The following is an 18,357-nucleotide window of genomic DNA, read 5'->3' as shown; positions in this document are numbered from 1 at the left end:
CATGTTTGATAAAGTGGACAGAGTTCTTATCTGCAAGCTCAAATTTTACGGGGATGTACTGTTGATCACCCCCGTCATTGCCAGCATTCGAGCCCGCTATCCGCAGGCTAAAATCGATCTGCTTCTTTATAAAGATACCAAAGCAATCGTAGCCGCGAATAAAGATATCAATGATTTTTACCTCATCGAGAAAAAGAAAGGTTTGCTGGCGACTACGAAAAATTACCTATCGGTGCGTCAACAACTAAAGAAAAATCACTATGATCTTATCGTCAACTTAACAGAGCAGTGGCCTATTGCAGCCCTTATAGCCTCCCTGCATCGTCCCTCTGTTGCGTTTGAACGTGACAAAAATCAATGGAATCGGCTTTTTACACACATAACGCCCTCCGTTGGAACACATGTCGTTGAGCAAAATTTATCTATATTGAAAGGGATTGGCTTTGGTGAAGCAGAGCTCAAGAAAGAGATGTCGTTGTGTTATCGTCCGGATGACTATCAACATTTAGTATCCCAGCTGCCTGCACTATCTTCGCAAAAATATGTTGTTATTCAGCCTACGGCAAGGCAAGAGTTTAAATGTTGGGATGATGATAAATTCGCACATGTCATAGACCATCTGCATCAACAAGGCCTGCATGTTTATCTAACCTGTGGGCCAGCATTAGGGGAGCAACAGCAGGTTCAACGCATCGCAGAACTGTGCCCGGTTTCTCCTGACCTGACACTGGCAGGCAAAACAACCTTCCTGCAATTGGCTGCGTTGATCGACCATGCAGTTCTTTACATCGGGGTCGATTCTGCGCCTATGCATATGGCGGCAGCGTTAGGAACACCACAGGTCTGCCTGTTTGGCGCTACCAATTATCAGCAATGGAGACCATGGTCAGATAAAGCCGTGTTGATTTGGGCTGGCGATTACCATCCAATGCCTTCCAGAGATGAACTCGACAGGTCAAAAAAATATTTAACATGGGTACCAGAACAAGCTGTGATTGACGCTATCGATATGGTACTTCATGATAGTGGCAATAATAAAGGCAATGAGAAAGCATAAATGGACAACAAAAATAACGTTATTAATATTGCTTACTGTACAGATGCCAATTATCTGGAATATGTAGCAGTGTCCATTATGTCCGTCATAATGAACAACCCAGGACAAGACCTGTCATTTTTCGTTTTTGTCTATGACGTCACTGATGAAGAGATTGATAAGCTACGCTCCACCAGTGATAAAATTCAGGTTATCAATATTGATAAAGAAGAGATTGAAAAATATAACAATGACTTTGCAATCAAACACCTGAACCGTTCAACTTATATGCGCCTTGCCGTTCCGCGCTTACTGAAAGATAAAGTTGAGCACTTTATCTATTTAGATGCCGACACTCTGTGTTTTGATAAACTCAATGATATTAACAGCATTGATATCAGTAACGTCATTTGCGCAGCCAGCCACGACTCGCTCGATATCCATGATACAAAAAATGCCAAACGCCTAGGTCTCAGTACAGGTCATTACTTCAATGCCGGTTTTTTGTATATTAATATCGCGAATTGGATTAAATTCGACATCGAAAACAAAGCAAATACTGTACTATTTGAACAGGGAAAAAATCTACCTTACTTTGATCAAGATGCTCTAAATATTGCAATGGATGGCAACGTCAAATTTATTGATAATCGATGGAATTTTTTGTTTAACTGGTTTAACGATCAACAGAAAGATAGCTTCTTCTATCAAAAAGATAACCTGCCACGCATTATCCATTTCACCGGTGGAAGAAAGCCATGGTATAAAGAACACACAGGGCTTTCACAGCAGCTGTATCTTTTCTACCATCATTTCACACCATGGCAGAACACAGAAATGCGCTCTTATGCCCCGCGAATGAGGCCTACTGATTATCGGGTTTACTCGCGTCAGGAAGCCAAAAGGGGAAATTACTGCGCTTCTATCAAATGGTATATGAAATATCTCAAGACAAAACTGCGCTAAATAAAAACTCCCTTTCGGGAGTTTTTTTACTTACTTTGTAACTTTGCACGTAAATAGCCGATATAGCTAATTACTGAAGCGAAATATTTTCCTTGTAGTCTTTCATGCCGTGATTTCTTTTTATACTGTTTTGGCGTTCTGGCTGGTAACAAAGGAACATCAGTCCATGGTGAAGACTTCCACGCTTCAATAAAATACTGTGCTGAAGGATAGTTAGCCCATGAATTCCATGGTTTAGTCACACCTATATAATGGATCAGAATGGTTTCAGGTGTAATATACTCTTTATACTTTGAAAGATCTTTGCTCTTAAGTTCTTGTTTAATACCATATATTGCATCATAAATTCGTGGTAAGAAAATAGTTTTCCCCAAAAACATGATATTTAAAACATCCTGATCAAGAAACGCAAATTTCTTAGTTTTATCTAAAAGAGTAGAAAATGCTTTAGTGAAAAATTGTTGCTCCTTCCATTCCTTTAAATTGGCAAAAACAACCCCAGCATTAAAATATTGCTCATTAAACTCTGGAACATTAAGACGAGTAGCTGCATATGAGCGACTATCATCAACATCCTGGATAACTGCAGCTACATGATGCTCAAATTTGATATTCGTTAAATCAATCAACGAACCCTTACATACCACATCGGCATCAATATAGAGTAGACTATCGATTTTTTCGCTAAGATATTCGAATGCAATGAATCTAAAATAAGTCGCATGAGACCAGGCATTTCCGCATGGCAAGACCTTTAGTCCTTCAGCATTCATTACATAGACCGTTATATTACTAGAAAATTGTTTTGCTAGTTTTTCAAGCCGTTGCCGATAATCTAAGTCAATATAATCAGTAAAAAGGTGAAAATGAATGCTGATATCTTGATTATGTAGTAAAACGGACGACATCGAAACTGCCGCTCCGAACATAAAATTCTGATCAACCCCCCATGCAATATTGAGCTGCGGGGTATGATCTGTTGGAGCACCACAGATCTCAATGGTATCCTTGATAGACTGATGACAATCAAAATTCATGTACTACACCTTTTTATGCTATCTGAAAATTATCTGCACAGCAAACTAGTGCGACCGTGCATTATGTAGTTTATTTTTTATATACATAACGTGGCTTAGCACAGAACGGATATATTTCCGCTGCACTTTTTCATGCCGCGATTTACGTTTATATAGCTTCGCCGTATTTGCATTCAATAAAGATTTTTCCGCCCATGCGGATTTCTGATATGCTTCAATAAAAAACTTAGCTACTGGATATTTAGCCCATGTATGCCATGGCTTTGTTACTCCAACATAATGAATTAACACTGTATCATCAGTGATATAGTTTTTGTAAATTTCATCATTCTTATTTTTCAGTTCCTGATCAACACCATAAATACAGTTAAAGTCTCTTCTCAGGAAAATTACATTACCGACAAATAATATATTCAGAACATCTTGATCAAAATAAAGAAGATCCTTTTGGCGTTCTTCTAAAATAGAAAAGGCTTTAGTTAGTAGTTGTTGCTCTCGCCAGACGGCCAGGTTGGCAAACACCACGCCAGAATTAAAATACCCATTACTCAACTCAGGAATGCCAAGTCTGGTACCGGATTTAATACGCACTTCATCAATATCATTGATTACAGCGGCATATTCCTCACAAAAATTAATTTCAGTAAGTTCTCGCAAAGAACCTTTGCAAACCACATCGGCATCAAGGTACAGCACTGAACTAAGTTCAGTGCTTAAATACTCAAATGCAAAGTAGCGATAATACATTGCATAGGTCCAGGCTTTAGTGCTCGGTAATTTTCGAAATGCAGTATTATCGAAAACCAGAACCGTCACCGTCGTACTGTACATCTGCGTCAGTCGTTTTACACTTTCCAGATAGTCATCATCGACATAGTCTGTTGCTATATAGAAGTGGATATCAATATCAGGGTTATTTACCAGCACTGAGGTCATCGAGATGCCAGAACCAAATAAAAAATTACGATCAACACCATACGCAATATTTAGTTTTTTGTTCTTTTCGTGCGTAGAACTGTCAATCAAATGCTTTTGAATAATTACTTGCTGAAAATCGATGTTCATAGTGCAATGGCCTCAAAATTAATATGTACTTTAGAGCGCTTTTCTTATTGTTCTCTGTCTGATTTTTTGCGCTTTCGTAACGGCTTGTTCAAACAATTTAACTTCCTGGCGGAAAATTTCACGTAGCGGCATGGCAAAGTAAACACGTAAAAATCGATAGATATCTCTTGATGTCAGCCCGATTTCAAGTGATGAGAAATAGAGCCCAATCAAATCTTTATTGCGCCAACGGCGAGGTACATGTTGGCGTATTTGCGCACGATGCAGATCGATCACCGATAGTTTAATATCCTCAATTTTTGAGGGCATAGGTTGTTGAAGCAAAAAGTGACAGATATAACAGTCACGATGGTTCACCCCACCACGATGCATTTTACCCACCATTTCTGCCACGCGGGTGATTATGGTCCGTTTTAATACAAAATTAGGGCGTTCAACACTCCAACTAGCGCAAAAATCTTCGAGGCTGATAGCAGGAGAGAGATCTTCAGTGATAATAAATGACGTACGCTCTAATGGATTCAGTCCTTTCTGTCCAAACGCCACCCCGGTCATGGTATCAACATTCAACGCTTGCAAACGATGAATAGCTAGCCACTCTCGATCGGCCCCCAGCACAGGCATACGTAACGAAATCAGGTTTTTCACCACTTCTTTGAGCGTGGTTCCATGATGATATTTAAGGAAATATCCTTTCCCCATCATCTCAAAACGTAGAGTACGTCGCGTTTCCAACGCACGAAAAACCTCACCATCCAGTTTAGCGACTTCTGTAAACGGATCTTTTCCCTGCCACTGCGTGGCAAAGGGTTCTTTTAATTCAATCATTCTCAATGCCTAAAATGATGTCTGCAGCCCTGTCAGCCAGACTATAGAGATCTTCTGTATCAGCAAAATGCCGTGCATTGCCGGCCCAGCGACTTCTTTGCTCATTGTTTTGCAACGCATCGAAAAGTGCTGAATTCAAGTTGTTCTGCTCAAACGGTTCAGGAATAACCACGCCACATTGGGCAGCATTGATATAGTCAGCATACCCGCATACCTCCGTGGTTAACACCGGCAACCCTGCAACTACTGCCTCTAATAAGACAATCCCAGCAGCTTCCTGAACAGCAGGATGCAGTAACAAATCCGCAGCAGACATCAATTCGGAGATATCATCCCGCCCCGAGAAAAACTGTACTTGTTTTTCAATACCCAATTGGCGAGCCTGAGCACGGTAACGATCTGCTTTATCCTGACCGACGACCATCAACCGCGTACGCTGGCGTAGAGGTTCAGGCAAAGACGCCAGAGCCTGCAATGTACGCAGCACACCTTTACGCTTGAAATCTGAACCTACCTGCAGAAGGAAGAACTGATCGAGACCAATATCATTTTTTTCCCTGACAATCTGTCTACTGTTTTCAGGCTGCTGGCTGTACTTTCGGTCAGGGTAAATACCCGGTGGTAAAATACGAAAACGTGGATTCTCGGTATGATAATGACGTTTAAAATCGCCAATTTGTTTGTTGGTTAACATCAGTAATGTGGTATGAGAACCTTGCTGAAATACCGCCTTTTCAAACGAGGCATAATGGCGATAACGCCGCGTCAGCTTGTAAAAAAAACCTTTTTCACGGGCAACTTTTTCGGCATAACAGACATCGGCTGCATAATACACATCCAGCCCAGGCATTTTATTAAAACCAACAACACGATCAACAGGATGTTGGCTAAAATACTGTTGAACCCATTGATGATATTGCTCATTTTTCCCATGATTTGTTCTGGATGTAACTGGAACGAGTATAATTTCCAAGCCTTCAGGGCGCTCCCCCTGCCATTGTTGGGTAAAGACCTGAACATGATGTCCCCGTGCAGCAACCGTCTGCGCAACCCGCAGAAAATCACGCTGCAATCCACCATAAGGAAAATACTTGTACAAACAAAAAGCAATGATCATGCATTAATATCCGCATCGTGTCGCCAGGCATACCAAGCCAGATACATAAGGGGACTGTAATCCTTACTTGCGCTACCCAAAGATTACTCCACATGCTTCGGCCGCAAACTACCAGAAATTGCGCAATAGTATATCATTGATTATCACTCAATCCGAACTGAATGTTTTTTGAACAAAAAATTAAATTTAATATAAAAAACAGATACATAATATAAATTCAATTTCATCGTAAAAGTCGTATCGCACGAGAAGTTAAGCCCTAATATTGGAAGCAGGTGTTTTTTGAAACGACCGCCAGGCATAACAATGCCTTGTCAACACAAGCGTTTTGGTACAACCTGGATAAAAATGATGGTAAAGCCACAGTTAAATACATAGAATCCCCAGCACATCCCTAGGTTAGCCACTATTATGCTCGAATTGCTTTACACCGCCCTTTTCTACCTTATTCAGCCCTTGATCTGGATACGGCTTTGGGTGCGCGGTCGTAAGGCTCCGGCCTACCGTAAACGCTGGGGTGAACGCTACGGGTTTTATCGTCGTCCGCTAAAGCCAGGCGGCATCATGCTGCATTCTGTGTCCGTGGGCGAAACACTGGCGGCGATCCCATTAGTCCGCGCCCTGCGACATCGTTATCCGGACCTGCCGATCACGGTTACCACCATGACACCAACCGGCTCAGAGCGCGTACAGTCTGCATTTGGTACTGACGTTCAACACGTCTATTTACCTTACGATTTACCCGATGCACTCAACCGTTTCCTGAACAAAGTTGACCCCAAACTGGTGTTAATCATGGAAACCGAGTTGTGGCCAAATCTGATCGCGGCACTCCACAAACGTCATATTCCTCTGGTCATTGCTAATGCCCGACTTTCCGCCCGCTCGGCCGCAGGCTACGCGAAACTGGGTAAATTTGTTGGCAGATTACTACGTCGTATTACGTTGATTGCCGCACAAAATGAAGAAGATGGTGCACGCTTTATTACGCTTGGTGCAAAGAGCAATCAGGTGACCGTCACCGGCAGTCTAAAATTTGATATTTCCGTCACCCCGCAGTTGGCCGCTAAAGCGATCACGTTACGTCGCCAGTGGGCACCACATCGCCCGGTATGGATTGCTACCAGCACACACGATGGTGAAGAAAGCATTATCGTCGCCGCGCATCAGGCATTATTAAATCAGTTCCCTAATCTGTTACTGATTCTGGTTCCACGACATCCGGAACGTTTTCCGGATGCCATTAACCTCGTACGCCAGGCTGGGCTAAGCTATACCACACGGTCCTCGGGAGAAGTCCCGTCCTCAGGTACTCAGGTGGTTATTGGCGATACGATGGGCGAACTGATGCTGCTGTACGGCATTGCCGACCTGGCGTTCGTCGGCGGCTCACTGGTTGAACGTGGGGGTCATAACCCATTAGAAGCTGCAGCGCATGCGATTCCCGTACTGATGGGACCACATACCTTTAATTTTAAAGATATTTGCGCCCGACTTGAGCAGGCAAGTGGATTGATCACCGTCACCGATACCACCACGTTGGTGAAAGAGATCTCGTCGTTGCTGACCGATGCAGATTATCGTAATTTCTATGGTCGTCATGCAGTTGAAGTTCTGTATCAAAACCAGGGCGCGCTACAGCGTCTGCTGCAGCTGCTGGAACCTTACCTGCCACCCAAAACGCACTGAGGGTTGTCATGCAAAAACGGGCAATTTATCCAGGAACCTTCGATCCCATTACTAACGGCCATATCGATATCGTGACGCGTGCAACAAGCATGTTCGATCACGTGATTCTGGCGATTGCCGCAAGTCCCAGTAAAAAACCGATGTTTACTCTGGAAGAGCGCGTTGAGCTGGCACAGCAGGCAACGGCGCATCTCGACAATGTCGAAGTACTGGGGTTTAGCGACTTAATGGCAAACTTCGCCCGCGATAAACAGGCAAATGTTCTGATTCGTGGGCTGCGTGCCGTGGCAGATTTTGAGTATGAAATGCAGTTGGCGCACATGAATCGCCACCTGATGCCGCAGCTGGAAAGCGTCTTTTTGATGCCTTCCAAAGAATGGTCATTTATCTCATCATCGCTGGTTAAAGAAGTCGCCCGCCATCAGGGGGACGTGACCCACTTTTTACCGGCGAACGTGCACCAGGCGTTAATGGCCAAGCTGAAGTAAAGGCGTTATCTACGCTATTTCTGGCAGCGACGGCAGTAGAATGTCGTTCGCTGTGCATGTTTTGTCGCAACGATCGGCGCGCCGCATGCACGGCAAGGCTCACCTTCTCGCCCATAGACTTGCAACTCCTGGGCAAAATAGCCCGGCTTGCCGTCACTTTGCAGAAAATCCTTCAGCGTCGTTCCCCCTTGCTCGATAGAGCGAAGCAAAACCGCCTTGATAACGCGCACCAACAGCTCACACTCAGATACCGACAGCGACGATGCCAGGCGGTCAGGATGGATACCAGCCGCAAACAGCGACTCGCTGGCATAGATGTTGCCAACCCCCACCACTAACTTGTTGTCCATCAGCCAGGGTTTAATCGCCGTTTTCTTCTTCGCGCATTTCTGCTGGAGATAACTGGCGTTGAAATCATCGCTCAGCGGCTCCGGGCCAAGATGCGCGAGAACATTGTGTCCCGCCAGTTCTTTGGTCCATAACCACGCCCCAAACCGCCGGGGATCGGTATAGCGTAGGACTTTGCCATTGCTCATCACCAAATCCACATGGTCGTGTTTTTCTGCCGGGCGTTCTTCAGGAAGAATACGTAAACTGCCTGACATGCCCAGATGAATGATAATCCAGCCATCCGCTAGCTCTAAAAGCAGATACTTCGCACGACGTTGTACGCTAAGCACAGGCTTATCACTAAGACGATAGATTTCTTCTGATACCGGCCAACGCAGACGCCCATTACGCACAATGGCGTGCAGAATCGTTGCCCCAACGAGATGCGGCTCAATACCACGGCGACTGGTTTCGACTTCAGGTAATTCAGGCATAGCATCTCCGGCGGTGTATCAGGTCTCATTAATATGGGGACGGCCAGAAAACAAAAAACCCCGCCGAGGCAGGGTTTTTCTTTACATCAAAGCGAAAATTATTTGATTTTCGCTTCTTTGTATAAAACGTGCTGACGGACAACTGGATCGAATTTTTTCAGTTCCAGTTTTTCCGGCTTAGTACGCTTGTTCTTCGTGGTGGTGTAGAAGTGACCAGTACCAGCAGAAGAAACCAGCTTGATTTTCTCACGAATACCTTTAGCCATGATTTATTTCCTCTTAGTACTTAGTACTTTTCGCCACGGGCACGCAGTTCAGACAGAACTGTTTCGATGCCTTTCTTATCAATAACACGCATACCTTTAGCAGATACACGCAGGGTGACAAAACGCTTCTCGCTCTCAACCCAAAAACGGTGAGAGTGCAGGTTAGGCAGGAAACGGCGTTTAGTCGCGTTCAGTGCGTGGGAACGGTTGTTACCGGTCACCGGACGCTTGCCAGTAACTTGGCAGACTCGGGACATGTCTATTCTCCAAAAATCAAATTAGCTCGAGCTTCGTATGGGGTATTGGCGCCTCGTCAGGCTTCTCAGCCCGGTTATCGCAGTTCAATACACTCAATCTTTCATACTGCATCAACGTTGGATACCGAATGAATGATTTCGTATATTTGCGAACTCTCGATTGCCAGGCCCAAATGCCAAACCCGAGATTCTCAAAGGTGGCGTAGTATACGCTGAGTCAGCGATGTGCTCAAGTCCCGAACAGACAAAGATCCCGATGGATCGCGTAAAGTGCGTTAAATCCAACCGCGTTCCGCAAAAGAAACGTACTCTCCGCGCCCAATTACTAGATGATCAAGCACCCGGACATCCATGAACTGACAGCATTTCACAACACGCTCGGTGATAAGTTTATCTGCTTTGCTCGGCTCTGCACACCCCGAAGGGTGATTATGCGCAAGGATCAGCGCCGACGCATTCATTTTTATCGCCTCTCGGACAATTTCTCGCGGATGCACCTCGACATGGCTGAGCGTGCCAGAAAAAAGTGTGCTGTGTTTAATCACACGATGCTGAGCATCAAGAAAGATCACCAGAAAGATCTCTCGTTCCTCTTGCGAGAACTGGCTTTGCAGGAACTCACGCGCCATTTCGGGACTCAGTAGCGAACGCTCTTCCATCACGCGCACGTTGTAGTAACGCTTTGCCAATTCGGCAATACCTTTTAGCTGAGCATACTTCGCCACGCCAATACCCTGAACCTGGCTGAAATCCATGTAATCGGCCGATAACAGACCATACAGAGAACCAAAATTTTGCAGTATCTCTTTTGCCAGCGTCAGGACATCTTTCCCTCGCGAACCGGTACGTAAAAAAAGTGCCAATAGCTCAACATCCGTCAGCGAATCTACCCCCAGCGCCATCATTTTTTCCCGGGGCATCGAACATTCCATCTCTTCCATGCATCTCCTCCCTTAGCCCGCGAATGGTTACATAACACCCGCCATGAAGCGACGTCCTGTTTTCACTTCTTCGTGACGCCTCGCAAAGTGCTTCCCGGCAAAAGCACCTCGCATTGAGGATTGTGATAAAATATCCGCCTTCTGGTGAAATCCAACAGGAAAGATCATGATGAGCCTGGCCGGTAAAAAAATCGTAATTGGTGTCAGTGGCGGTATTGCTGCATACAAAACCCCCGAGCTGGTACGCCGTTTACGGGAACGTGGCGCAGACGTCCGCGTGGCAATGACCGAGGCGGCAAAAGCGTTTATTACGCCCCTGAGCTTACAGGCGGTTTCGGGCTACCCCGTTTCCGACAGCTTGCTTGACCCCGCAGCAGAAGCTGCGATGGGTCATATTGAACTCGGGAAATGGGCCGATTTAGTTATCCTGGCCCCCGCCACGGCTGATTTGATTGCGCGCGTTGCCGCTGGCATGGCCAACGATCTGGTGTCAACGATCTGCCTGGCAACGCCTGCGCCTGTTGCCGTCTTACCGGCCATGAACCAGCAGATGTACCGCGCCGCCGCAACACAGCACAATCTCGGCGTTCTCGCGTCACGTGGCTTGCTCATTTGGGGACCCGACAGCGGCAGCCAGGCCTGTGGCGATGTTGGCCCTGGCCGTATGCTGGATCCGTTAACCATTGTGGATATGGCGGCGGAACATTTTTCACCTGTCAATTCCCTGCAACATCTCAACATCATGATTACGGCTGGCCCAACACGCGAGCCGCTTGATCCGGTGCGCTACATTTCTAACCACAGTTCCGGAAAGATGGGTTTCGCCATCGCCGCTGCGGCAGCAAAGCGCGGCGCTAATGTCACGCTGGTGTCAGGTCCCGTGTCATTAGCCACGCCGCCTTTGGTGCAGCGTATTGATGTCGTTACGGCGCTCGAAATGGAAGCTGCCGTGCAATCAGTCGTACAGCAACAGCATATTTTTATCGGCTGTGCCGCCGTCGCTGATTATCGCGCAGAAACCGTAGCCCATGAAAAAATCAAAAAGCAGGCGACGCAGGGTGATGAATTCACAGTAAAAATGGTCAAAAACCCGGATATTATCGCCGGGGTTGCCGCACTCAATGCTAATCGTCCTTTTGTCGTTGGGTTTGCCGCCGAAACAAATAATGTGGAAGAATATGCCCGGCAAAAACGTATCCGCAAAAACCTTGATGTGATTTGTGCAAACGATGTTTCACTATCTACTCAAGGATTTAACAGCGACAGCAACGCATTACACCTTTTCTGGCAGGATGGAGATAAAGTCTTACCGCTTGAGCGTAAAGAACTCCTGGGCCAATTATTACTCGACGAGATCGTGACCCGTTATGATGAAAAAAATCGACGTTAAGATTCTGGACCCACGCGTAGGGCAACAATTTCCGCTCCCGACGTACGCCACCTCTGGCTCTGCCGGACTTGACCTGCGCGCCTGTCTTGATGACGCCGTAGAACTGGCTCCGGGCGCGACGACGCTGGTGCCAACCGGGTTAGCCATTCATATCGCCGACCCTTCGCTGGCGGCGGTAATGCTTCCACGCTCCGGGTTGGGCCATAAGCACGGTATCGTACTTGGCAACCTGGTCGGCTTGATTGACTCCGATTATCAGGGCCAACTGATGGTATCTGTCTGGAACCGTGGCCAGGACAGCTTCACTATCGAGCCGGGTGAGCGTATTGCACAGATGGTCTTTGTGCCGGTCGTGCAGGCTGAATTTAATCTGGTGGAAGAATTTGAAGCCACCGATCGTGGCGAAGGCGGCTTCGGCCATTCCGGGCGCAAGTAACCCGTAGAGAAGTATCCCACAGCGTAATAACGCAATAACATACCGCAAACCGTCGTTTGCGGTCGCTGTGTGGATGCCTGCCTGGCAAGTGCTTATTTTCAGGGGTATTTTGTAACATGGTAGAAAAGCAAACTGCGAAAAGGAATCGTCGCGAAGAAATACTTCAGTCTCTGGCGCTGATGCTGGAATCCAGCGATGGAAGCCAACGCATTACGACAGCAAAACTGGCAGCCTCTGTTGGCGTTTCCGAAGCGGCATTGTATCGCCATTTTCCCAGCAAGACCCGCATGTTCGATAGCCTGATTGAGTTTATCGAAGATAGTCTGATTACCCGTATCAACCTGATTTTGAAAGATGAAAAAGACACCGGCGCACGCCTGCGTCTGATCGTGTTGCTGATTTTAGGGTTCGGTGAACGTAACCCCGGCCTGACGCGTATTCTGACCGGTCACGCACTGATGTTTGAGCAAGATCGTCTGCAGGGCCGCATTAATCAGTTGTTTGAACGCATCGAGGCCCAGCTGCGTCAGGTCCTGCGAGAAAAACGGATGCGTGAAGGTGAAGGTTACGCCATGGATGAAACGCTGCTGGCCAGCCAGTTACTGGCTTTCTGTGAAGGTATGCTGTCTCGTTTTGTGCGCAGCGAATTTAAATACCGTCCAACGGACGATTTTGACATCCGCTGGCCGCTGATAGTCGCACAATTGCAGTAATCGCTGATTGCCCGGTGGCGCTACTACGCTTACCGGGTCTACAGAAAGTGCGTAGGCCGGATAAGCGTAGCGCCATCCGGCAGTTCTGATTATACGCCGTACGTTTCGCGATACGCCCGCACTGCGGCCAGATGTTCCGCCATCTCCGGCTTCTCTTCCAGATACGCAATCAGGTCTTTCAGGGTAATGATTGAAATGACCTTGCACCCATAATCACGCTCCACCTCCTGGATAGCGGAAATCTCACCACGACCCCGTTCCTGACGATCGAGAGAAATCAGAACCCCAGCTAACATCGCACCATTCGCCTGGATTATCTCCATCGACTCACGAATCGCCGTACCGGCGGTGATCACATCATCCACCAGCATCACACGGCCCTGCAATGCGCTGCCGACCAGGTTACCGCCTTCGCCGTGGGTTTTCGCCTCTTTACGGTTAAAGCAGTACGGCAAATCTTTATCGTGGTGTTCTGCCAGCGCAACGGCGGTCGTTGTGGCAATAGGAATACCTTTGTACGCCGGGCCAAATAGCAAATCGAAATCAATACCGGAATCCACCAGCGCTTCGGCATAAAAACGGCCTAACAGTGCCAGGTCACGCCCGGTATTAAACAGTCCAGCGTTGAAGAAATAGGGGCTCTTACGCCCGGATTTCAGCGTAAACTCGCCGAACTTTAGTACCTGCTTGCTAAGCGCAAACTCAATAAACTGGCGCTGATACGGTTTCATGGATTCGCTCCTCATCTCACTTTATAACAGACAAAAAAAAGGCGACTCATCAGTCGCCTTTAAAATTAATTTTCTAACGCCGCCTTCTGCGTCGTTATGATGGATTCAATTCCCCCTCGGGCCAGTGCCAGTAGGGTGAGAAGTTCTTCATGGCTGAACGGTTCGCCTTCCGCCGTGCCCTGCACTTCAATAATGCGACCGTCTTCGGTCATCACCACGTTCATGTCGGTTTCTGCCGCAGAGTCTTCAACGTACTCTAAATCGCAGAGCGCTTCGCCATTCACAATACCCACGGACACCGCAGCAACCATCCCTTTCATTGGGTTGGTTTTCAGCTTACCGCTGGCAACCAGTTTGTTCAGCGCATCAGCCAGCGCAACACAAGCACCGGTAATGGATGCAGTACGGGTACCGCCGTCCGCCTGAATCACGTCGCAGTCCAGGGTGATGGTGAATTCGCCAAGCGTTTTCAGGTCAACGGCGGCGCGCAGCGCACGCGCGATCAGACGCTGAATTTCCATGGTACGGCCGCCCTGCTTACCTTTCGCCGCTTCACGTGCGTTACGGGTATGAGTCGCACGCGGTAACATGCCATATTCTGCGGTGATCCAGCCTTGCCCCTGGCCCTTCAGAAAGCGCGGCACGCCTTCATCAATCGAAGCGGTGCACAGTACTTTGGTATCACCAAATTCGACCAGCACGGAGCCTTCAGCGTGTTTTGTATAATTACGGGTCAGGGTGACGGGACGCACCTGGTTGGCACTACGACCTGCTGGACGCATGATAAAATCTCCGGCTTGAAACGAATGTGGCTGCGCATTATACGGAGTTCCGACGGTTATTCCTATCCTGACAAGACATGGATGGCTATAATCCTCCCATCTCATCTTCAAAAACAGGAACGTCTATGATCCGCAGCATGACCGCCTACGCCCGGCGTGAAATCAAGGGTGAATGGGGTAGCGCTACCTGGGAAATGCGCTCGGTAAACCAGCGTTATCTGGAAACCTATTTTCGCCTGCCGGAACAGTTCCGTAGTCTTGAGCCTGTTGTACGCGAGCGCATCCGCACGCGTCTGACACGCGGTAAAATCGAGTGTACGCTGCGTTTTGAGCCTGATGCCAGCGCGCAAGGTGAGTTGCTCCTGAATGAAAAACTCGCTAAACAGCTCGTCACCGCCGCAAACTGGGTCAAGATGCAGAGCGATGAAGGCGAAATTAATCCGGTTGATATCCTGCGCTGGCCGGGTGTCATGGCGGCCCAGGAACAAGACCTGGACGCTATTGCCGCAGAGATCCTTGCCGCGCTCGATGGCACGCTGGACGACTTTATTGTCGCACGTGAAACCGAAGGCCAGGCGCTAAAAGCGTTAATCGAACAACGTCTGGAAGGCGTCAGCACCGAAGTGGCGAAAGTCCGCGCGCATATGCCGGAAATCCTGCAGTGGCAGCGTGAACGTCTGGTTGCCAAACTCGAAGACGCACAGGTTCAGCTGGAAAATAACCGTCTTGAACAAGAGCTGGTGCTGATGGCGCAGCGTATCGATGTGGCGGAAGAGTTAGATCGTCTGGAAGCTCACGTTAAAGAAACCTACAACATCCTGAAGAAAAAAGAGGCGGTCGGCCGTCGTCTGGACTTTATGATGCAGGAATTCAACCGTGAATCGAACACCCTCGCCTCTAAATCCATCAATGCCGAAGTGACTAACTCAGCCATTGAGCTGAAGGTATTGATCGAGCAAATGCGCGAGCAGATTCAGAACATCGAATAGGTCATCTCCTCACGTAGCCCGTCGATAAAATGGCGGCGCTACGCCTGCCTTTCAACTATGCGCTTATTTTATCGCCACTTCGAATTATATTTTCTCATCATCTATGCTCAGTTTTTATAGCTTAAAGTGCATACCATCTGGCATGCTTAGTAAATTCGCATTAGCTGTAGTTATTAAAACCACTTCGCCTTAGAAAATCTCAATCGTGACAACGAGCACAAATCGCTAACCTTAGCCCCCAAGAAATCAGGGGGAATACATGCTGTTACACGTTTTATACTTAATTGGCATCACTGCTGAAGCCATGACGGGTGCACTGGCGGCAGGCCGTCGTCGCATGGATACATTTGGCGTTATTATTATTGCCACCGCGACAGCCATTGGCGGCGGGTCCGTCCGTGATATTCTTCTCGGCCATTATCCTCTCGGCTGGGTGAAACATCCTGAGTACGTCATTATTGTGGCGACCGCCGCGGTGCTAACCACAATTATTGCTCCCGTCATGCCCTACCTGCGCAAGATTTTCCTCGTACTGGATGCACTAGGCCTGGTGGTGTTCTCGATTATCGGCGCACAGGTTGCACTTGATATGGGACATGGACCAATCATTGCCGTTGTAGCAGCAGTCACCACCGGTGTCTTTGGTGGCGTATTGCGCGATATGTTCTGCAAACGCATTCCGCTGGTGTTCCAGAAAGAACTGTATGCCGGGGTGTCATTTGCCGCTGCCGTACTGTACATCGTGCTACAACATTATGTTTCCAATCACGATGTGGTCGTTATCTCCACCCTGCTATTCGGCTTTACTGCGCGATTATTGGCGCTGCGCCTGAAGCTAGGGCTGCCGGTGTTCTATTATCACCATGAAGGTCATTAAGGCATAAATCCGGTAACGCGCTGAGCGGCTAACCAGTTACTTAGTGCGTTGACTTGCCGATTATCCCGCCATTGAATCACCTGCCTGGCACGACGCTCCCCCGTGGAGGGAAGCTGGCGCCAATGGCTCTCATCGCACGCCTGTAATTGCCGCCAGGAACTCTCGTGACTGGCGTTAAGTGTTACCTGTGTTAACGGTATGCCCATGGCGATTAGCCAGCGAGTAAAAGGACGCTGCCGTGACAGATTGAATTGATGCCACAACTTCTCTCCCTTGCTTACCCCAAGCGCGGACTGTAATTGCTCTGGGGTTAATGCCAGCCACGAAAAGATATGTTCAAAGCGATACGCCTGATGGAGTTCCCGCCATCCCGCCTCGCCGATACCCTCAAGATCCAGCACCTCTTTTGCACTCAGCCAGACCAGTCGGGCAACAAACTGTTGCTGACACTCAGGCTTAGCATAAAAACAGGTCAATGAATTGAAGTGCCCCTCTGGGGGCGTAGGTTTAGTACGTTGAGTGCCGCGCCAGACAACTTCATCGATGCGAGGAATGCCCTGTCCGGCCAGGCTTATCAGGAGGTGATCGCCTGGGGCAATATCCCATTCATTCCAGCGCCTTACAGAGCCAACGTTGACACGCTGCACCCGTTTATCATCCAGCATGACAGGAGCCAGTAGTGCGACCACGGCAATTTTCCCACTTTTACCAACAGAAAACTGAATATCCATGACCTCGGACACGCGAGCGACCGGAGAATATTTCCAGGCCACCACCCAATCGCCCTGTCCGGGTAACCAGTTTCGCGCTGGCGGCTCTTTTGCCATGCGCACCACCACACCATCCGTCACGAAAGGCAATGTGGAAGTCCACCAATGTGTACGGGCACGCTCGACCTCATCTGCATTATTCACGGGCTGAGTATAGTGTTGTGTAAAACCGAACCCCGCATCAGCGAGCAGCGTGAGTCTTTCCTGCATCGCCTCTGGGCCATCAGGCCAGGCCCAGATGAAAACAGCCAGGGAGTGTAGTGACTCTGGATTATCCTGACGCATCAGCATTCCTGCCACCTTCGAGCGGGCGTTCATTCCGCCTCTCTTTTGCTGGATATGCCCCTCCTGCTGTAGAAATATTTCACCCTGTAAGGTGCTGTTCGCCAGCAGACCTTTAGTTGTCTGCGGTATGGAAGGGATCCGACGAACCTTCTGGGTCCAGTCTTCCCCTTTAAGTCCATTTCCGCGACTAATCGCCCTGACAAGACTGCCATCCTTATAAACCAGCGTCACCGCAACCCCATCGACCTTCGGTTGTACCCATACATCGCTGCGGCTACGTAACCATTGCTGTATCGCGGGTTTATCTGCAAGTTTACGGACACCGGTATGGGGAATGGGATGCGATATCGTCCCGCTAATCGGTGGGGCAGGCACCTCGGCTTGAGGCTCCTCATCAAAACAGCGCTGCCACTGCCGTAATTGCGCATTGAGTTGGTCATAAACGCCATCGTCTACAGCACTGACCCCCTGCTGCCAGTAGCTGGCATCCCACTGGGTTATCTGCTGTTGTAGCTGTGAAATTTCCTCATGAGCCCTGGCTGGCGACCAGACCGGGCACACAGCCCATACGGGTAAGTGCCCTAGCAGCAAAATCAGCACCATGTATTTCCTTATTGCCATCACTACCTCCGCTGTAGGTTGTATTACGCGGCAGGTATAGCGCGAAGCGGCAGAGAATCCGAGTGGTAAAAAGCCATCCTGCGAGGAGCTTTCCGGTCATTTTTACTTGTTGCAGCAACTCTGCGATAAAACAGGAAAAAGATACGCAAAACGCAATAATCCTGCGCAAAAAGTGTGACAAAGACTACGTCGTATAGCGGCTACGTGTATAATAAGCCCGTATGTAGGCTCTCTTTCGACAATCACATA

20 protein-coding genes are annotated in these 18,357 nt (G+C 48.2%); 9 read left to right on the top strand and 11 right to left on the bottom strand.

The genetic code is table 11. The features are described 5' to 3' along the window. The first annotated feature begins 1 nt into the window (after position 1). Together rfaQ and AC3ITF_RS00525 are read left to right on the top strand one after the other, a co-directional pair. Positions 2-1,057: a lipopolysaccharide core heptosyltransferase RfaQ gene (gene rfaQ / locus AC3ITF_RS00530; protein WP_489176061.1), complete on the top strand. Its 1,056-nt coding sequence runs from the start codon at positions 2-4 to the stop codon at positions 1,055-1,057. After that, positions 1,058-2,002, top strand: coding sequence for a glycosyltransferase family 8 protein (locus AC3ITF_RS00525; protein WP_135911219.1), 945 nt, complete (start codon positions 1,058-1,060; stop codon positions 2,000-2,002). Positions 2,003-2,028: 26 nt separating this feature from the next. On the opposite strand, the gene AC3ITF_RS00520 is transcribed toward AC3ITF_RS00525, so the two are convergent. Genes AC3ITF_RS00520 through AC3ITF_RS00505 form a run of 4 tightly spaced genes read right to left on the bottom strand, consistent with a single transcriptional unit; the run spans position 2,029 to position 6,049 of the window. After that, on the bottom strand, positions 2,029-3,039 hold the full coding sequence (locus tag AC3ITF_RS00520; protein ID WP_489176060.1) for a glycosyltransferase family 8 protein: 1,011 nt from the start codon (positions 3,037-3,039) through the stop codon (positions 2,029-2,031). A gap of 45 nt (positions 3,040-3,084) precedes the next feature. Next, on the bottom strand, positions 3,085-4,104 hold the full coding sequence (locus AC3ITF_RS00515) for a glycosyltransferase family 8 protein (protein ID WP_489176059.1): 1,020 nt from the start codon (positions 4,102-4,104) through the stop codon (positions 3,085-3,087). 30 nt (positions 4,105-4,134) lie between these two features. Next, positions 4,135-4,932 (bottom strand): lipopolysaccharide core heptose(I) kinase RfaP, encoded by a 798-nt coding sequence (gene rfaP / locus AC3ITF_RS00510; RefSeq protein WP_115257168.1) that lies wholly within the window; start codon positions 4,930-4,932, stop codon positions 4,135-4,137. After that, positions 4,925-6,049, bottom strand: a complete 1,125-nt coding sequence (locus AC3ITF_RS00505; RefSeq protein WP_135911216.1) for a glycosyltransferase family 4 protein — start codon at positions 6,047-6,049, stop codon at positions 4,925-4,927. The genes rfaP and AC3ITF_RS00505 overlap by 8 nt, the downstream gene beginning before the upstream one ends. Before the next feature lie 411 nt (positions 6,050-6,460). Here AC3ITF_RS00505 and waaA point away from each other — a divergent pair, with 411 nt between their 5' ends. Then, positions 6,461-7,738 (top strand): lipid IV(A) 3-deoxy-D-manno-octulosonic acid transferase, encoded by a 1,278-nt coding sequence (waaA, locus tag AC3ITF_RS00500; RefSeq protein ID WP_115257166.1) that lies wholly within the window; start codon positions 6,461-6,463, stop codon positions 7,736-7,738. An 8-nt stretch (positions 7,739-7,746) separates the two neighbouring features. Beyond that, positions 7,747-8,226: a pantetheine-phosphate adenylyltransferase gene (gene coaD, locus AC3ITF_RS00495; RefSeq protein ID WP_096759078.1), complete on the top strand. Its 480-nt coding sequence runs from the start codon at positions 7,747-7,749 to the stop codon at positions 8,224-8,226. Between the two features lie 14 nt (positions 8,227-8,240). Here coaD and mutM read toward each other — a convergent pair whose 3' ends face one another. From mutM to radC, 4 genes are all read right to left on the bottom strand, one after another. After that, on the bottom strand, positions 8,241-9,050 hold the full coding sequence (gene mutM / locus AC3ITF_RS00490; protein WP_115257164.1) for a bifunctional DNA-formamidopyrimidine glycosylase/DNA-(apurinic or apyrimidinic site) lyase: 810 nt from the start codon (positions 9,048-9,050) through the stop codon (positions 8,241-8,243). Positions 9,051-9,148: 98 nt separating this feature from the next. Then, positions 9,149-9,316, bottom strand: coding sequence for a 50S ribosomal protein L33 (gene rpmG, locus AC3ITF_RS00485; RefSeq protein WP_003024094.1), 168 nt, complete (start codon positions 9,314-9,316; stop codon positions 9,149-9,151). A gap of 20 nt (positions 9,317-9,336) precedes the next feature. After that, positions 9,337-9,573 (bottom strand): 50S ribosomal protein L28, encoded by a 237-nt coding sequence (gene rpmB, locus AC3ITF_RS00480; RefSeq protein ID WP_003024071.1) that lies wholly within the window; start codon positions 9,571-9,573, stop codon positions 9,337-9,339. Between the two features lie 275 nt (positions 9,574-9,848). Continuing rightward, positions 9,849-10,514 (bottom strand): RadC family protein, encoded by a 666-nt coding sequence (gene radC, locus AC3ITF_RS00475; protein ID WP_096759076.1) that lies wholly within the window; start codon positions 10,512-10,514, stop codon positions 9,849-9,851. 169 nt (positions 10,515-10,683) lie between these two features. On the opposite strand from radC, the gene coaBC reads away from it, so the two are divergent. From coaBC to slmA, 3 genes are all read left to right on the top strand, one after another. Continuing rightward, positions 10,684-11,904: a bifunctional phosphopantothenoylcysteine decarboxylase/phosphopantothenate--cysteine ligase CoaBC gene (gene coaBC, locus AC3ITF_RS00470; protein ID WP_115259885.1), complete on the top strand. Its 1,221-nt coding sequence runs from the start codon at positions 10,684-10,686 to the stop codon at positions 11,902-11,904. Then, positions 11,882-12,340 (top strand): dUTP diphosphatase, encoded by a 459-nt coding sequence (gene dut, locus AC3ITF_RS00465; protein WP_003827259.1) that lies wholly within the window; start codon positions 11,882-11,884, stop codon positions 12,338-12,340. The genes coaBC and dut overlap by 23 nt, the downstream gene beginning before the upstream one ends. A 116-nt stretch (positions 12,341-12,456) precedes the next feature. Continuing rightward, positions 12,457-13,053 carry a nucleoid occlusion factor SlmA gene (slmA, locus tag AC3ITF_RS00460; protein WP_096759074.1) on the top strand — a complete coding sequence of 199 codons (597 nt, stop codon included), beginning with the start codon at positions 12,457-12,459 and terminating at the stop codon, positions 13,051-13,053. A gap of 89 nt (positions 13,054-13,142) precedes the next feature. On the opposite strand, the gene pyrE is transcribed toward slmA, so the two are convergent. Continuing rightward, complete coding sequence (gene pyrE, locus AC3ITF_RS00455; RefSeq protein WP_115257162.1) at positions 13,143-13,784, bottom strand: orotate phosphoribosyltransferase; 642 nt, start codon at positions 13,782-13,784, stop codon at positions 13,143-13,145. A gap of 65 nt (positions 13,785-13,849) precedes the next feature. Continuing rightward, entirely contained in the window at positions 13,850-14,566 is a 717-nt protein-coding gene (gene rph, locus AC3ITF_RS00450) for a ribonuclease PH (RefSeq protein WP_115257161.1), read from the bottom strand. A 125-nt stretch (positions 14,567-14,691) separates the two neighbouring features. On the opposite strand from rph, the gene AC3ITF_RS00445 reads away from it, so the two are divergent. Then, complete coding sequence (locus AC3ITF_RS00445) at positions 14,692-15,555, top strand: YicC/YloC family endoribonuclease (protein ID WP_096759071.1); 864 nt, start codon at positions 14,692-14,694, stop codon at positions 15,553-15,555. A 259-nt stretch (positions 15,556-15,814) separates the two neighbouring features. Then, entirely contained in the window at positions 15,815-16,432 is a 618-nt protein-coding gene (locus AC3ITF_RS00440) for a trimeric intracellular cation channel family protein (RefSeq protein ID WP_096759068.1), read from the top strand. Here AC3ITF_RS00440 and ligB read toward each other — a convergent pair. Next, positions 16,429-18,108 carry an NAD-dependent DNA ligase LigB gene (gene ligB, locus AC3ITF_RS00435; RefSeq protein WP_489176058.1) on the bottom strand — a complete coding sequence of 560 codons (1,680 nt, stop codon included), beginning with the start codon at positions 18,106-18,108 and terminating at the stop codon, positions 16,429-16,431. The two genes, AC3ITF_RS00440 and ligB, sit on opposite strands and share 4 nt — an antisense overlap. Positions 18,109-18,357: the final 249 nt, after the last annotated feature.

The sequence above is a fragment of the Citrobacter sp. KH_055_1 genome, from assembly GCF_057838705.1.
The sequence above is the reverse complement of the archived record's forward strand: the minus strand, read 5'-3'. Positions and strand labels throughout refer to the sequence as shown.

Excerpts from the sequence above, each read along its gene's own strand:
- rfaQ (WP_489176061.1), top strand. The coding sequence starts at position 2 with ATGTTTGATAAAGTGGACAGAGTTCTTATCTGCAAGCTCAAATTTTAC.
- AC3ITF_RS00525 (WP_135911219.1), top strand. The coding sequence starts at position 1,058 with ATGGACAACAAAAATAACGTTATTAATATTGCTTACTGTACAGATGCC.
- AC3ITF_RS00520 (WP_489176060.1), bottom strand. The coding sequence starts at position 3,039 with ATGAATTTTGATTGTCATCAGTCTATCAAGGATACCATTGAGATCTGT.
- AC3ITF_RS00515 (WP_489176059.1), bottom strand. The coding sequence starts at position 4,104 with ATGAACATCGATTTTCAGCAAGTAATTATTCAAAAGCATTTGATTGAC.
- rfaP (WP_115257168.1), bottom strand. The coding sequence starts at position 4,932 with ATGATTGAATTAAAAGAACCCTTTGCCACGCAGTGGCAGGGAAAAGAT.
- AC3ITF_RS00505 (WP_135911216.1), bottom strand. The coding sequence starts at position 6,049 with ATGATCATTGCTTTTTGTTTGTACAAGTATTTTCCTTATGGTGGATTG.
- waaA (WP_115257166.1), top strand. The coding sequence starts at position 6,461 with ATGCTCGAATTGCTTTACACCGCCCTTTTCTACCTTATTCAGCCCTTG.
- coaD (WP_096759078.1), top strand. The coding sequence starts at position 7,747 with ATGCAAAAACGGGCAATTTATCCAGGAACCTTCGATCCCATTACTAAC.
- mutM (WP_115257164.1), bottom strand. The coding sequence starts at position 9,050 with ATGCCTGAATTACCTGAAGTCGAAACCAGTCGCCGTGGTATTGAGCCG.
- rpmG (WP_003024094.1), bottom strand. The coding sequence starts at position 9,316 with ATGGCTAAAGGTATTCGTGAGAAAATCAAGCTGGTTTCTTCTGCTGGT.
- rpmB (WP_003024071.1), bottom strand. The coding sequence starts at position 9,573 with ATGTCCCGAGTCTGCCAAGTTACTGGCAAGCGTCCGGTGACCGGTAAC.
- radC (WP_096759076.1), bottom strand. The coding sequence starts at position 10,514 with ATGGAAGAGATGGAATGTTCGATGCCCCGGGAAAAAATGATGGCGCTG.
- coaBC (WP_115259885.1), top strand. The coding sequence starts at position 10,684 with ATGAGCCTGGCCGGTAAAAAAATCGTAATTGGTGTCAGTGGCGGTATT.
- dut (WP_003827259.1), top strand. The coding sequence starts at position 11,882 with ATGATGAAAAAAATCGACGTTAAGATTCTGGACCCACGCGTAGGGCAA.
- slmA (WP_096759074.1), top strand. The coding sequence starts at position 12,457 with ATGGTAGAAAAGCAAACTGCGAAAAGGAATCGTCGCGAAGAAATACTT.
- pyrE (WP_115257162.1), bottom strand. The coding sequence starts at position 13,784 with ATGAAACCGTATCAGCGCCAGTTTATTGAGTTTGCGCTTAGCAAGCAG.
- rph (WP_115257161.1), bottom strand. The coding sequence starts at position 14,566 with ATGCGTCCAGCAGGTCGTAGTGCCAACCAGGTGCGTCCCGTCACCCTG.
- AC3ITF_RS00445 (WP_096759071.1), top strand. The coding sequence starts at position 14,692 with ATGATCCGCAGCATGACCGCCTACGCCCGGCGTGAAATCAAGGGTGAA.
- AC3ITF_RS00440 (WP_096759068.1), top strand. The coding sequence starts at position 15,815 with ATGCTGTTACACGTTTTATACTTAATTGGCATCACTGCTGAAGCCATG.
- ligB (WP_489176058.1), bottom strand. The coding sequence starts at position 18,108 with ATGGCAATAAGGAAATACATGGTGCTGATTTTGCTGCTAGGGCACTTA.